General features: G+C 68.5%; 12 protein-coding genes. 10 read left to right on the forward strand and 2 right to left on the reverse strand.

Annotated features, from left to right (window positions below; all coding sequences use genetic code 11):
• Positions 1-162 precede the first annotated feature (162 nt).
• The 5 genes from ACI7BZ_RS14775 to ACI7BZ_RS14795 all read left to right on the forward strand — a co-directional run bounded on the left by ACI7BZ_RS14775 (position 163) and on the right by ACI7BZ_RS14795 (position 5,060).
• Entirely contained in the window at positions 163-1,176 is a 1,014-nt protein-coding gene (locus tag ACI7BZ_RS14775; RefSeq protein ID WP_414117940.1) for an amino acid ABC transporter substrate-binding protein, read from the forward strand.
• 116 nt (positions 1,177-1,292) lie between these two features.
• The gene (locus ACI7BZ_RS14780; protein WP_414117941.1) at positions 1,293-2,588 is read left to right on the forward strand and encodes an amino acid ABC transporter permease; all 1,296 of its coding nucleotides are present in this window, start codon (positions 1,293-1,295) and stop codon (positions 2,586-2,588) included.
• Between the two features lies 1 nt (position 2,589).
• Complete coding sequence (locus tag ACI7BZ_RS14785) at positions 2,590-3,996, forward strand: amino acid ABC transporter permease (protein WP_414117942.1); 1,407 nt, start codon at positions 2,590-2,592, stop codon at positions 3,994-3,996.
• Positions 3,997-4,008: 12 nt separating this feature from the next.
• Positions 4,009-4,785: an amino acid ABC transporter ATP-binding protein gene (locus ACI7BZ_RS14790; RefSeq protein WP_414117943.1), complete on the forward strand. Its 777-nt coding sequence runs from the start codon at positions 4,009-4,011 to the stop codon at positions 4,783-4,785.
• Positions 4,786-4,865: 80 nt separating this feature from the next.
• Positions 4,866-5,060 (forward strand): hypothetical protein, encoded by a 195-nt coding sequence (locus ACI7BZ_RS14795; protein ID WP_414117944.1) that lies wholly within the window; start codon positions 4,866-4,868, stop codon positions 5,058-5,060.
• Between the two features lie 24 nt (positions 5,061-5,084).
• Here the strand turns inward: ACI7BZ_RS14795 and panC are convergent, their stop codons facing one another.
• Entirely contained in the window at positions 5,085-5,930 is an 846-nt protein-coding gene (gene panC, locus ACI7BZ_RS14800; RefSeq protein ID WP_414117945.1) for a pantoate--beta-alanine ligase, read from the reverse strand.
• Between the two features lie 233 nt (positions 5,931-6,163).
• Here panC and ACI7BZ_RS14805 point away from each other — a divergent pair, with 233 nt between their 5' ends.
• Complete coding sequence (locus tag ACI7BZ_RS14805; RefSeq protein ID WP_414117946.1) at positions 6,164-6,901, forward strand: VWA domain-containing protein; 738 nt, start codon at positions 6,164-6,166, stop codon at positions 6,899-6,901.
• Between the two features lie 9 nt (positions 6,902-6,910).
• On the forward strand, positions 6,911-7,630 hold the full coding sequence (locus ACI7BZ_RS14810; RefSeq protein ID WP_414117947.1) for a DnaJ domain-containing protein: 720 nt from the start codon (positions 6,911-6,913) through the stop codon (positions 7,628-7,630).
• Between the two features lie 15 nt (positions 7,631-7,645).
• Here the strand turns inward: ACI7BZ_RS14810 and ACI7BZ_RS14815 are convergent, their stop codons facing one another.
• Positions 7,646-9,541 (reverse strand): D-alanyl-D-alanine carboxypeptidase family protein, encoded by a 1,896-nt coding sequence (locus ACI7BZ_RS14815; protein ID WP_414117948.1) that lies wholly within the window; start codon positions 9,539-9,541, stop codon positions 7,646-7,648.
• A 339-nt stretch (positions 9,542-9,880) separates the two neighbouring features.
• Between ACI7BZ_RS14815 and ACI7BZ_RS14820 the strand changes: the two genes are divergently transcribed.
• The 3 genes from ACI7BZ_RS14820 to clpA all read left to right on the forward strand — a co-directional run bounded on the left by ACI7BZ_RS14820 (position 9,881) and on the right by clpA (position 13,759).
• Positions 9,881-10,213, forward strand: coding sequence for a phasin family protein (locus ACI7BZ_RS14820; protein ID WP_414117949.1), 333 nt, complete (start codon positions 9,881-9,883; stop codon positions 10,211-10,213).
• Between the two features lie 492 nt (positions 10,214-10,705).
• Positions 10,706-11,062, forward strand: a complete 357-nt coding sequence (gene clpS, locus ACI7BZ_RS14825; protein WP_414119172.1) for an ATP-dependent Clp protease adapter ClpS — start codon at positions 10,706-10,708, stop codon at positions 11,060-11,062.
• Positions 11,063-11,269: 207 nt separating this feature from the next.
• A complete protein-coding gene (clpA, locus tag ACI7BZ_RS14830; RefSeq protein ID WP_414117950.1) occupies positions 11,270-13,759 on the forward strand; it encodes an ATP-dependent Clp protease ATP-binding subunit ClpA in 2,490 nt (829 codons plus the stop codon).
• Positions 13,760-13,838 lie beyond the last annotated feature (79 nt).

The following is a 13,838-nucleotide window of genomic DNA, read 5'->3' on the forward strand; positions in this document are numbered from 1 at the left end:
TTGCGCCGGGTTCTTTCCGGCTCCGCAGTCTATTGACCGCTCCGTCACGAGGGTTTGAGATGGGCGGGATAGACGTCCGGGGCCGTCCCGTCGAGCCGCGCATGCCATACGGGCGCGGCGGGCGGGACCGGGGCGAACATCATCCCAGAGAAGGAACCTTCCGTGAAACGCATCCTCTTCGCAGCAGCAGCAGGAATTCTGTCGCTGGCCGGTGCCGTCAATGCCGCAACACTCGACGACGTGAAGACGAGAGGAGCACTCAATTGCGGCGTGACGCAGGGGTTGCCCGGCTTCTCGAATCCGAACGACAAGAACGAGTGGTCCGGCCTCGACGTGGACTTCTGCCGAGCCATCGCCGCGGCGATCTTCAATGATCCCACGAAAGTGAAGTTCACCCCCCTCTCGGCCAAGGACCGCTTCACGGCCCTGACCTCCGGCGCCATCGACGTCCTGTCGCGCAACACCACCTGGACCATGTCGCGCGACACCACGCTGGGCTTCAACTTCGCCGGCGTCATGTATTACGACGGCCAGGGCTTCCTCATCCGCAAGTCGGTGGGGCTGAAGTCGGCCAAGGAGCTGCAGGAGGCCTCCATCTGCGTGCAGACGGGCACCTCCAACGAGCTCAACGTGGGCGACTATTTCCGCGCCAACAACATGAAGTACCGCGAGGTCATCGCCTTCGCCACCCTCGACGAGACGGTGAAGGCCTATAAATCGGGCCGGTGCGACGTGTTCACCTCCGACAAGTCGCAGCTCGCCGCGGTGCGCCTCAAGCTCACCAACCCGGCCGACCACGTGCTGCTGCCCGAGACCATCTCCAAGGAGCCGCTCGGCCCGCTGGTGCGCCATGGCGACGACCAGTGGTTCGACCTGGTGAAGTGGACCTATTTCGTGCTGCTGAACTCCGAGGAGCTCGGCGTCACCCAGAAGAATGTGGACGAGATGGTGAAGTCCGAGAACCCGGACATCAAGCGCCTGCTCGGCACCGACGGCAAGTATGGCGAGGGCATCGGGCTGACCGCCGACTGGGTGGTGCGCATCGTCAAGGCCACCGGCAATTACGGCGAGATCTACGATCGCAACGTGGGCCCCGCCACCCCGCTCGGCATCGAGCGCGGCCTCAACAACCTGTGGACCAAGGGCGGCATCCAGTACGGCCCGCCCGTGCGCTGAGGCGCCGGCGCCCGTTCCCGCCACCGCCGCTTCCTCCACCACCGGATGCGGACGCCCGCCGGGCGCCCGCATCGCCAACAATCAGGGGCCAAAGCGCCCGGACCTTCGAGGGTAATATGTCGGACGTGCCCCTTTCCGGGCCGCCGCCGGTGCCGCGCCGGCGCTGGTCGTGGACGGACCCCAAGTTGCGTTCCTCCGTCATCCAGATCGTCCTGGCGCTGATCCTGGTCTGGCTCGCCTGGTCCTTCTATGCCAATGCGCAGGCGAACCTCTCCCGGCTCGGCATCGCCTCCGGCTTCGGCTTCCTGGACAACCGGGCCGGCTTCGCCATCAGCCAGTCGCTCATCCCCTACAATGAATCCATGAGCTACGGCCGCGCCTTCGTGGTGGGCCTGCTGAACACCCTGCTGGTGGCCTTCCTGGGGGTCGTCCTGGCGACCCTCATCGGCTTCGTGATGGGCGTGGCGCGGCTCTCCACCAACGTGGTCATCAAGGCGCTGGCCTCGGCCTATGTGGAGGTCACGCGCAACCTGCCGCCCCTGTTCCAGATCCTGTTCTGGTATCTGGCCGTGCTGGCCACCCTGCCGGGGCCGCGGCAGAGCTGGGGCTTCGGCCTGCAGCCGCTGCTGGGCGGCATCGGCAGCGCCCTTTCCGGCATCGGCCTGGGCTTTCTCGGCGGCCCGCTCTCCGGCTTCGCCGCGAGCCTGGGGGCGCCCTCGGTGTTCGTGAACAACCGCGGCCTCGTGGTGCCCCGTCCCATCTTCGAAGACGGCTCCATGGTCATCTTCTGGGCGCTGATGGCGGCGGTGGTGATCACCTTCTTCATCGGCCGCTGGGCGCACAAGCGGCGCGAGGCCACGGGCCGGCCGTTCCCGGTGTTCTGGGCCGGCCTTGCCCTGGTGGTGGCGCTGCCTTTGGCCGCCTCCGCCTTCGCCGGCTTCCCGGTGACGGTGGAGACGCCGGAGCTGCGCGGCTTCAATTTCGTGGGCGGGCTGCGCGTCATCCCCGAATTCGTCTCGCTGCTGCTGGCGCTCTCCATCTACACCGGCGGCTTCATCGCCGAGATCGTGCGCTCGGGCATCCTGGCGGTGTCCAGGGGGCAGACCGAGGCGGCCCATTCCCTGGGCCTGCGCACCGGGCCCACCCTGCGCCTGGTGGTGATCCCGCAGGCCATGCGGGTCATCGTGCCGCCCCTGACCAGCCAATATCTCAACCTCACCAAGAATTCGTCCCTGGGCGTGGCGGTGGGCTATCCCGATCTGTTCGCGGTGTTCGCCGGCACCACGCTGAACCAGACCGGGCAGGCCATCGAGATCATCGCGGTGATCATGGCGGTGTACCTCACCATCTCCATCCTCACCTCCCTGGCCATGGGCTGGTACAACAAGCGCGTCGCGCTGGTGGAGCGGTGACATGACGAGCAGCTCCGCCATTCCCGCCGTCGCCCCCTATGTCGCCGCCGCGCTGAAGGAGCAGGAGCCGCCTCCGGTCTCCGATCGCGGCCCCGTGGGCTGGGCCCGCGCGCACCTGTTCGGCTCGGTGCCGCAGGTGCTGCTCACCGTGTTCGGCATCTGGCTGGTCTATGCGGTGGTGCCGCCGCTCATCAAATTCTTCATCGTCGATGCGGTGTGGTTCGGCACCAGCCGCGACGCCTGCCTGGCCGACAAGGTGGGCCGGCCGGTGGGGGCCTGCTGGCCCTTCATCTGGGCCAAGCTCGACCAGCTGGTCTATGGCTTCTACCCGGCCAGCGAGCGCTGGCGGGTGAATGTGGTCTATGCGCTGGGCGCCATCCTGCTGCTGCCGCTGCTGATCCAGAAGATCCCCGGCAAGCGGGCCAACGCCATCGCCTTCTTCGGCGCCTATCCGGTGGTGGCGTTCGTGCTGCTCACCGGCGGCGACCTCGACCTGCAGCGCTTCGTGTTCGGCAACCTCGGCCTCGGCGGCCTGTTCCCGGCCGGCGCGATGACCGGCGGGGGGCTGCGCGCCGGCTTCTGGCTGGATTTCCTGTGCTCGGCGGCGGTGGTCACCGCCATTGCCTATGCCATCTCCCGCATGGTCGCAGGTCCCGAGGCGGGGCGCGCCCTGGCGAAGACCTTCCTTTCGGTGTTCGCGGTGCTGGGCGCGGTGCTGCTGGCGGTGGACGTGCCGGTGGGCTTGCCGCAGGTGGAAACGCGCCTGTGGGGCGGGCTTCTGGTGACGCTGGTGATCGCGGTCACCGGCATCACCGTGTCGCTGCCCTTCGGCATCCTTCTGGCGCTGGGGCGGCGCTCCCACCTGCCGCTGGTGCGCATCGCCTCCATCGTCTTCATCGAGTTCTGGCGCGGCGTGCCGCTCATCACGGTGCTGTTCTTCGCCACCTACATGCTGCCCCTGTTCCTGCCCGGGCGCTTCACCATCGACGGGCTGCTGCGCGCGCTGGTGGGCGTGGCCCTGTTCGCCTCGGCCTATATGGCGGAGGTGGTGCGCGGCGGCCTGCAGGCCATTCCCAAGGGCCAGTATGAGGGCGCCATGGCGCTGGGGCTGAACCCCGGCCTGAAGATGCGCCTGGTGGTGCTGCCGCAGGCCCTGAAGCTGGTGATCCCGGGGATCGTCAACAACTTCATCGGCCTGTTCAAGGACACGACGCTGGTGCTGATCGTCTCCATCTTCGATCTTCTGGGCTCCATGCGGGCGGCCTTCACCGACCCCAACTGGGCCACGCCCACCACCTTGTTCACCGGCTTCGGCTTTGCCGGCATCGTCTATTTCGTCTTCTGCTTCGGCATGTCCCGCTACTCGATGGCGCTTGAAAAGCGCCTCGACCGCGGCCGCCGCCATTGAGGAACCAGACCCATGAGCGCTGATCCCATCATCGCGGAAACCGAAGCCGCCGCCCCCAGGACCGCCGTCGAGATGCTCGGCGTGAACAAATGGTACGGCGACTTCCACGTTCTGCGCGACGTCAACCTCACGGTGGCGCGCGGCGAGCGGGTGGTCATCTGCGGCCCCTCGGGGTCGGGCAAGTCCACCCTCATCCGCTGCATCAACCGGCTGGAGGAGCACCAGAAGGGGCGCATCATCGTCGATGGCATCGAGCTGACCGACGACCTGAAGCGCATCGACGAGGTGCGCCGCGAGGTGGGCATGTGCTTCCAGCACTTCAACCTGTTCCCCCACCTCACCATCCTGGAGAACTGCACCCTTGCCCCCATGTGGGTGCGCAAGATGCCCAAGAAGGAGGCCGAGGAGCTGGCCATGCACTTCCTGGAGAAGGTGAAGATCCCCCACCAGGCGGCAAAATATCCCGGCCAGCTCTCCGGCGGCCAGCAGCAGCGCGTGGCCATCGCCCGCGCCCTGTGCATGCGCCCGCGCATCATGCTGTTCGACGAGCCCACCTCGGCCCTCGACCCGGAGATGGTGAAGGAGGTGCTCGACACCATGGTGAGCCTCGCCCAGGACGGCATGACCATGCTGTGCGTGACCCACGAGATGGGCTTCGCCCGGCAGGTGGCCAACCGGGTGATCTTCATGGATGCGGGCCAGATCATCGAGATGAACGAGCCCAACGCCTTCTTCTCCCATCCGCAGCACGAGCGCACCCGGCTGTTCCTCAGCCAGATCCTGCACTGAGCGGGCGGGGCGGCGGGGAAACCCGCCCCCTGCTTCGCGCGTTGGCCTCCTCGACCCCCGCACCGGGACAGGAGAGCGCCATGCAGGACCCCGTGGAAACCCGCGAAGACGCCGACTTCCGCCGGCCCGACGTCCGCACCGGCGACGGCGCGCCGCTGAAGCCGGCGGCCAAGGCCCGCCAGGGCGTCACCTCCGGCCGCATCCTCAGGGTGCTGGCGGTGGGCATCGCTTTGGTGGTGCTGGGCTTCGCCGCCAGCTATGTGGGCGCCGTGTGAGCGGCGCCGCGCTGGCGGCAGGTGTCAGACCGCCATGTTGTCGATGAGCCGGGTGGTGCCCAGCCACGCGGCGGCCAGCAGGCGAATGGGCTCGCCCGCCGCCTTCAGGGGCGCCAGCGTATCGGCGTTGCGGGCCGCCACATAATCCACCTTCAGCCCCAGCGCCGCGATCATGCCCGCCGCCGTCGCCACCGCCACCTCGGGCGCGGTGCCGGCGCGGATGGCCTCCGCGGCGCGGGTGAGGGCGGTGTGGATGACCGGGGCGATGCGCCGCTCGTCCTCGTCGAGATAGGCGTTGCGGGAGGAGAGGGCGAGCCCGTCCTCCTCGCGGGTGGTGGGCACCGGCACCACCTCCACCCCCAGGTCCAGGTCGCGCGACAGGCGGGTGACCACCTTCAGCTGCTGGTAGTCCTTCTCGCCGAACATGGCGAAGTCCGGCCGACACTGGATGAACAGCTTGCCCACCACGGTGGCGACGCCGCCGAAGAAGTGCGGCCGGAAATCCGTCTCCAGCCCCTCGGAGGGGCCGCCCACCTCGATGCGGGTGGCAAAGCCCGCCGGGTACATTTCCGTTGCCGTGGGGGCATAGACGAGGTCCACCCCCGCCTCCGCCAGCTTGATGAGGTCGGCTTCCAGCGCGCGCGGATAGCTGGAAAAATCCTCGTGGGGCGCAAACTGGGCCGGGTTCACGAAGATGGAGACCACCACCCGCCCGGCCATCTGCCGGGCCCGGTCCACCAGCGCCACGTGTCCTGCATGAAGCGCGCCCATGGTGGGAACGAGGGCCACCTTGGCCCCCTCCGCCCGGAAGCCGGCCACCGCCGCCCTCAACTCGCGCACGCGCCCCACCACTTTCGGCAATGTCGCCATGGTCCCAGCCTCGCTCTGCCCGCGGCCAAACGCCGGCGGTCCCTGCCGCCCCCTGCGGGGCCGCGCCGCGCACGCACATAAGTCGTCGCCGGGCCGGCATCAACCGCCTTGGCCGCTCAGGGGGCCGCCCGGCGCGCCGCGGGTGCTTCGCCGCCTTCAGGTCCGCGCCCGGTGGTCCGCGCCCCTTGGTTCGCCGCCGGGGCCGGCTTATGTGTGGAAGAGGAGATTGCGCCATGGCAGGGACCGACGATCGCAAGGCCAGGGGGGCGCCGGCGCCGCAGGCGAAGGGTGCGGACATGATGTCCGCCGCCGACGACGTGGCCCGCTTCCTCGCCGCCGCCCGCGCGGTGCCGCCGGTGCGCCCGGCCGACGGACGCGGGCGGCTCGCCTTCGCCCTCGACGCCACCGGCTCGCGCCAGCCCACTTGGACGCTGGCCTGCGACATCCAGGCGGACATGTTCGCAGCGGCGGCGGCCCATGGCGGGCTGGACATGCAGATCGTCTATTATCGCGGCGCCGGGGAGTGTCGCGCCTCGCCCTTCGTGGGCGATGCGGCGACGCTGGGGGGCCTCATGCGGCGCATCTCCTGCGTGCCCGGCCTCACCCAGATCCGCCGCATCATCGACCACCTGGGCCGCGAGGCCGCCCGCTCCGGCCTGAAGGCGGCGGTGTTCGTGGGCGATGCGCTGGAGGAGGATGAAGGCGCCCTCGCCGAGGCGGCCGGCCAGCTGGCGCTGCACGGCGTGCGCCTGTTCGTGTTCCAGGAGGGCCATGACGCGCGGGTGGAGCGGGCCTTCCGCGCCCTTGCGGCGGTGACCGGCGGCGCCTATTGCCGGTTTGATCCCAGCGCCGCGGCGCAGCTGCGTCAGTTGCTTGCGGCGGTGGCCGCCTATGCCGCCGGGGGCCGCACGGCGCTGGCGGCGCGCCAGGATGCGGGCGCCCGGCTGCTGCTGTCGGCCCTGCGCACATAGGAGTCTTGCGTGATCAGCCTTATTGCCGGCGCCCTTCTGCTGGCCATCGGCCTCTACGGATTGAAGGTGTGGACCCGGGCCGACCCGAAGGTGCTCATCGCCATTCTCATGCGCACCTTGGCCTATGGCGCCATGCTGGGGGCGGTGGGGGCGCTGGTGACGGGCCGCTTCGCCGCGGCGGTGCCACTGGCGCTGGTGGGCATCACGCTGCTCGGGCGGCTCGATCCCGGCGGCGTCGGCGGCTATCTGGGCGGGCTGTTCCGCAAGGGCGGCGCGCCGCGGGTGTCGCGGGTGCGGACCGCGGTGATCGAGATGGAACTGAACCACGCCGACGGGGCGATGACCGGGCGGGTGCTGGCCGGGCCCCATGCCGGGACCGCGCTGGAGGCGCTGGACGTGCCGGCGCTGCTCGGCGTGCGCGCCCTCTGCGACGCGCAATCCCTGGCGCTACTCGAAGCTTATCTCGACCGCCGGGCGCCCGCCTGGCGTGAGCACGCACAAGGAGATGCGGGTGGCCGGGACATGGGCGGCGCGGGGAGCGGCGGCGGCGCGATGACCGAGCAGGAGGCCTATCAGGTGCTTGGCCTTGAACAGGGAGCGGACGCCGCGAGCGTCCGCGCCGCTCACCGGGACCTGATGAAGAAGCTCCACCCCGATCATGGCGGGTCCAGCTATCTGGCCGCGAAAATCAATCGGGCCAAGGATGTGATCTTGGGCAAGCATGCCTGATTCTCTCGCAGAACTTCAATTCCTGATAGTCATGCAATCGAAGTCGTTACGCTTGAGTAAACGGCAGGCTTCCCGGGCGCCCTTCTCGTCCAGCCCGGCGAAGCGGGCGCGATAGAGTTCGGACGCGCCCTTCACCACCTTCTCCGTATAGGCATCGGCGCGGCCCAGCACGGCCTTGGCCTTGGTCTTGGCCACATCGAGGCGGGTGCGCGCCTCGCGCTCGCCGCCATAGGCGCCGATCTGGATCTGCCAGCCCGAGCGGGCGGAGGCCGGGGCGGGCGGCGGCGCGGGCTCGGCCACCGCCACCGGCGCGAGGGAGGCGGTGCGCACCGGGCGCGGGGCGGGGGCCGGCTTCACCGGCTCGCCGGCAGCGCGGGCCGCAGCCTGGGCGCTGGCCTGCGCCCGGGCCTGGGCGGCTTCGTGCTGGGCGCGGGCGCGGGCGGCGGCCTGGGCATAGGGGTCGTCCGGCTCCATGGCGGCGATGCGGGCGGCGCGCTGGGCCTGCTCGCGGGCGTCGGCGGCAGCCTTCGCGTCGGGCCGGGGGGCGGGATCGAGGGCGGCCACCTGCCGGGGCGCGGTGCGGGCGTGGCCCTCGGCCGCCGCCTGCGCGGCCGCGGCGGCGGGCGACTGGGCCGCGCCGGCCGGCCCGAGATAGCCCAGCACGCCCGAGGGCGTGGTGAAGCCGGCGCCGGCCGCGGCGGCGGTGCTGCGCGAGATGGAAACGGTCTTCACCGCCACCGGGCGGATCGGCTCGGCCGAGCCCGCCTTCGGCTGGGGCTGGGCGGCGGCGGCCTGGGTGGCGCGGGCCGGTGGGATGGAGGCGGTGGTGGCGGGCTCGGGGGGCTGGCGGGATGCCAGCTCGGCCATGGCCGGCTTCGGCAGCGGCGCCACCGCATGGGGCGGATCGGGCTCGCGGGTCACGGTCACGGGAACCGGCGTGATGCCGGCGGACTGGCGCGCCACCGGAATGGCGGCTTCCGCCACTTCCGTCACCTTCGGCGCGGTGCGCATGCCGGCATAAGCGGTGGGCAGGGTCTGGGAGATCAGGCTCGCCATGCGCGCGTCGCGCGATCCGCCGCTGCTGCCGCCGAGCACCACGCCGACCAGATAGCGCCCGTCCCGCTTCACCGAGGTGACGAGATTGAAGCCGGAGGCCTGGGTGTAGCCGGTCTTGATGCCGTCCACCCCCTCCACCCGGCCGAGCAGGCGGTTGTGATTGCCGATGGCCTGGCCGCGATAATAGAAAGTGCGGGTGGCGAAATACTTGTATTGCTTGGGGAAGCGGTCCTGCACCGCGCGGCCGAGAATGGCGAGGTCGCGGGCCGTCGTCACCTGGCTGGGGTTGGGCAGGCCGGAGGCGTTGCGGAACACGGTGCGGCTCATGCCCAGCGCCCGCGCCTTGCGGGTCATCGCCTCGGCGAATTCGGATTCCGAGCCGGCGAGGTTCTCCGCGATCACCACCGCCACGTCATTGGCCGAGCGCGTCACCAGCGCCTTGATGGCGTCCTCCACCTCGATGCTGGAGCCCGCCCGCACGCCCAGCTTGGAGGGCTGCTGCGCCGCCGCCTTGGCGGAAACCTCCAGATCACTGTCAAGCTTGAGGTTTCCTTCCTCCAGCTGCTCGAACAGGAGGTAAAGGGTCATGATTTTCGTGACCGAGGCAGGGTGTCGCAGCGCGTCCGCATTGTCCTCGTAAAGCACCTTGCCGGTATTGGCGTCCACCATGATGGCGGACGAGCCATAATGCCAGCGCGCGCCGTCGTCATTGCCGGAGCGGGCGACGGTGGTGGTCCGGCTCTTCGAGCGCTCCTTCGACCGGTCCTTCGAACGCTCCACCTGCGCCTTCTTGCGCGGCTTGGCATCGGCCGCCGTCGCGGTGAAGGAAAACGCCGCAAGCACCGCAAAAGCCATGGCTTTTGCCGTGAGCGAGAAGCCGGCGGACGATCTACGCATATACGTGTGCCCCGTGTCGCAGGTCGCAGTCATGAACCCGTTCCCGCGCCCGGTTGCGAGCGAAAAGCCTTGACCGTGGCTTGAACGTCGCATCGCGGTGTGCGGGAAGCGACCAGGCTCTGACCCTAAAAACGCGGAGTTACCAAGGCGTAAACCGGGCGCACATGCCATATTGTGCGCTGCACAAATTCGGCTTGACTTTCATGCTGCGTTGCATAATATCCACAGCTGAGCGGAGCCAATAATCCACTCGGCGCGGGGCCGGCGCGCTTAGCCGGCAAGGAAAAGGGGACACCCATGGTCCAGAACGCTGAAGAGCTGCAGAAGCTGAGCAAGGACAACATCGAAGCCGCCATGAAGAGCTTCGGCACGCTCTCCAAGAGCGCCCAGGCGATCGCGGTGGAAATCGCCGACTACACCAAGACCTCCTTCGAGCAGGGCACCGCTGCCCTCGAGAAGCTGCTGGGCGCCAAGACCGTCGAGCAGGCCATCGAGATCCAGCAGACCTACCTGAAGACCGCCTACGAAGGCGCCGTCGCCCAGGCCACCAAGATCGGCGAGCTCTACACCGAGCTGGCGAAGGAAGCCTACAAGCCGTTCGAAGGCGCTTTCGGCAAGCTGCCGAACTGATCGTGACCAGCCGGGAGCCTTAATTCAGGCGTCGCTCCCGGCTCCGTCCCGACCGCAACAGAGCCTGGCCGCCCGGCCGGGCTTTTGCCGTATCCATCGCCGCCGTGCACCGGCGGCCTTCAGTTCCGGGCTATCCGCTCCGGGCGGAAAGGCCTCAGATCCATCACCCGGGCCGCCACGGCCCGGCCATCGGGCGCGCCACATGCGCCGGGTGCGGCCCCGGATGGCCGGCTTCGCCTTTGGTCTGTGCGCGCACACCCTTGCGCCGCCGCTCCCCCATGCCGAAATAGAAGCTCGCCCGCGGCCCGGCGAGGTGGCGACACTGGCGCACAAGCGCCGTATTTTCTATGATCCGGGCAAATTGGGAGCAGCGCCAGCCTCCGGCCATCTGCCGGAGCAGCGGGACAGGGCGCGACGGACATGATGCAGATTTTCAGCAGAATTTTTTCCCGGGCCCGCAAGGCCGTGTCTTTGTCCGCCGCTGGCCCTGCCATTGCGGCCCCGGCCCCCGTGGCGGCCGGGCCGGACACGCCCCGGCGCAACGGCGGCGACGGGCCGGGCACGTCCGTCATCACCCGCACCAAGCCGCAGACCAAAAGGCCGAGCCTTTATCGGGTGCTGCTTTTGAACGACGACTACACCCCCATGGAATTCGTGGTGCATGTGCTGGAACGGTTCTTCAATAAGAACCGGGAGGAGGCCAACCGCATCATGCTCCACGTGCATCATCACGGCGTGGGCGAGTGCGGCATCTTCACCTATGAGGTGGCCGAGACCAAAGTGACGCAGGTGATGGACTTCGCCCGCAAGCACCAGCACCCGCTGCAGTGTGTGATGGAAAAAAAGTAAAACCCCTCCATCCCCCCCAAAAGCAGGCCCGAAGGTGAGGCCCACGCTGGCGCGGGCCAAGCCGGCCTGCGCTTCAAGTTTCGGTTTCGCGCAAAGGAGGGACTTGCGCACTGCGACATCCAGTACGAAGTTTGTGTGAATGGTGCACGCGCTCCCCAAGCCGGGGGGGTCTCCTGAGGCCGGGGGCGATGCGCGGAAGAGGTGTCGATGCCTACATTCTCACGCAGCCTCGAACAGTCGCTCCATCGCGCTCTGGCCCTCGCCAACGAACGCCACCACGAATACGCGACTCTCGAGCATCTGCTTCTCTCGCTCGTCGATGACCAGGATGCCGCCGCGGTGATGCGCGCGTGCAACGTGGACATGGACAAGCTCCGCCGCAATCTCATCGAATATGTCGATACGGAACTGGAGAATCTGGTCCAGTCGAGTTCCGACGATTCCAAGCCCACCGCCGGCTTCCAGCGCGTCATCCAGCGCGCGGTGATCCATGTGCAGTCCTCGGGCCGCGAGGAGGTGACCGGGGCCAACGTGCTGGTGGCCATCTTCGCCGAGCGCGAGAGCCATGCCGCCTATTTCCTGCAGGAGCAGGACATGACGCGGTATGACGCGGTCAACTACATCTCCCATGGCATCGCCAAGCGCTCCGGCATGTCCGAGAGCCGCCCCGTGCGTGGCGCCGAGGAGGAAACCGAGACGAAATCCGGCGACGACACCAAGAAGAAGGCCGATGCGCTCGACGCCTATTGCGTGAACCTCAACAAGAAGGCGCACGAAGGCAAGATCGACCCGCTCATCGGCCGCGACAGCGAGATCACCCGCACCATCCAGGTGCTGTGCCGCCGGCAGAAGAACAACCCGCTGTTCGTGGGCGACCCCGGCGTGGGCAAGACCGCCATCGCCGAAGGCCTCGCCAAGCGCATCAATGACGGCGAGGTGCCGGAGGTGCTGGCCACCGCCACCGTCTTCGCCCTCGACATGGGCGCGCTGCTCGCCGGCACCCGCTATCGCGGCGACTTCGAGGAGCGCCTGAAGCAGGTGGTGAAGGAGATCGAGGCCTATCCCAACGCCATCATGTTCATCGACGAGATCCACACGGTGATCGGCGCCGGTGCGACCTCCGGCGGGGCCATGGATGCCTCCAACCTGCTGAAGCCGGCGCTGGCCTCCGGCACGCTGCGCTGCATGGGCTCCACCACCTACAAGGAATACCGCCAGTATTTCGAGAAGGACCGGGCCCTGGTGCGCCGCTTCCAGAAGATCGACGTGGCCGAGCCCTCCGTGGCCGACGCCATCGAGATCCTGAAGGGGCTGAAGCCCTGCTTCGAGGACTACCACAAGCTGCGCTACACCAACGACGCCATCAAGGCGGCGGTGGAGCTCTCCGCCCGCTACATCCACGACCGCAAGCTGCCGGACAAGGCGATCGACGTGATCGACGAGAGCGGCGCGGCGCAGATGCTGCTTCCCGAGGCCAAGCGCAAGAAGACCATCGGCCTGAAGGAGATCGAGGCCACCATCGCCACCATGGCGCGGATTCCGCCCAAGACCGTCTCCAAGGACGATGCCGAGGTGCTGGCCAATCTGCGCACCACGCTCAAGCGGGTGGTCTATGGCCAGGACACCGCCATCGAGGCGCTGTCCGCCTCCATCAAGCTGGCCCGCGCCGGCCTGCGCGAGCCTGAAAAGCCCATCGGCTCCTATCTGTTCTCCGGCCCCACCGGCGTCGGCAAGACGGAAGTGGCCAAGCAGCTCGCCTCCATCCTGGGGGTGCAGCTGCTGCGCTTCGACATGTCGGAATATATGGAGCGCCACACCGTGAGCCGCCTCATCGGCGCGCCTCCCGGCTATGTGGGCTTCGACCAGGGCGGCCTGCTCACCGACGGGGTGGACCAGAACCCGCACTGCGTGCTGCTGCTGGACGAGATCGAAAAGGCCCACCCGGACCTCTTCAACATCCTGTTGCAGGTGATGGACCACGGGAAGCTGACGGACCACAACGGCAAGCAGATCGACTTCCGCAACGTGATCCTCATCATGACCACCAATGCCGGTGCCGCCGATCTGGCCAAGCCGGCCTACGGCTTCACCCGCACCAAGCGGGAAGGGGACGACAGCGAGGCCATCAACCGCACCTTCGCGCCCGAGTTCCGCAACCGTCTCGATGCGGTGATCCCGTTCGGCCACCTGCCGCCCGAGGTCATCACCCAGGTGGTGGAGAAGTTCGTCCTGCAGCTGGAAGCCCAGCTTGCCGACCGCAACGTCACCATCGAACTGTCGGACGACGCGGGCCACTGGCTGATGGAGCGCGGCTATGACGAGCAGATGGGCGCCCGGCCCATGTCCCGCGTCATCCAGCAATATATCAAGACCCCGCTGGCCGACCTGGTGCTGTTCGGCGGGCTGAAGAATGGCGGCCATGTGCGCGTGGTGGTGGAGGGCGAGGGGACGCAATCGAAGCTGGGCTTCGAGTTCCCCGAAGGCCCCGTCACCCCCAAGCCGGACAAGATCGCCCCCACCCCGGTGCGCCGCCGCAAGCCGGCCAGCAAGGCGAAGATCGCCAAGCCGCCGGGCCGTGGCGGCCCCAAGGGCAGCCCGAAGGCCGGCCCCAAGCCGGCCGGCCCGAAGTCCGGCGGCCCGGGCGGCTCCAGCCGCTCCGGCAGCCCGGTGCCCAAGCTGCCGCTGGTGAAGGCCTAGAGGCGATCCGAGCAAATGGACTCAATTTGATCGGTCAATCGCCCTCTCACTTAAGGATAGAGAACGCGCTGATCAGCGC

The organism is Xanthobacter sp. AM11, from assembly GCF_047444035.1.
Classification (GTDB): Bacteria; Pseudomonadota; Alphaproteobacteria; order Rhizobiales; family Xanthobacteraceae; genus Xanthobacter.

What these genes read in the sequence shown, in the direction of transcription:
- ACI7BZ_RS14780 (WP_414117941.1), top strand. Translation starts at nt 1,293, where the DNA reads ATGTCGGACGTGCCCCTTTCCGGGCCGCCGCCGGTGCCGCGCCGGCGC.
- clpA (WP_414117950.1), top strand. Translation starts at nt 11,270, where the DNA reads ATGCCTACATTCTCACGCAGCCTCGAACAGTCGCTCCATCGCGCTCTG.
- ACI7BZ_RS14820 (WP_414117949.1), top strand. Translation starts at nt 9,881, where the DNA reads ATGGTCCAGAACGCTGAAGAGCTGCAGAAGCTGAGCAAGGACAACATC.
- ACI7BZ_RS14785 (WP_414117942.1), top strand. Translation starts at nt 2,590, where the DNA reads ATGACGAGCAGCTCCGCCATTCCCGCCGTCGCCCCCTATGTCGCCGCC.
- ACI7BZ_RS14795 (WP_414117944.1), top strand. Translation starts at nt 4,866, where the DNA reads ATGCAGGACCCCGTGGAAACCCGCGAAGACGCCGACTTCCGCCGGCCC.
- ACI7BZ_RS14805 (WP_414117946.1), top strand. Translation starts at nt 6,164, where the DNA reads ATGGCAGGGACCGACGATCGCAAGGCCAGGGGGGCGCCGGCGCCGCAG.
- panC (WP_414117945.1), bottom strand. Translation starts at nt 5,930, where the DNA reads ATGGCGACATTGCCGAAAGTGGTGGGGCGCGTGCGCGAGTTGAGGGCG.
- ACI7BZ_RS14815 (WP_414117948.1), bottom strand. Translation starts at nt 9,541, where the DNA reads ATGGCTTTTGCGGTGCTTGCGGCGTTTTCCTTCACCGCGACGGCGGCC.
- ACI7BZ_RS14790 (WP_414117943.1), top strand. Translation starts at nt 4,009, where the DNA reads ATGAGCGCTGATCCCATCATCGCGGAAACCGAAGCCGCCGCCCCCAGG.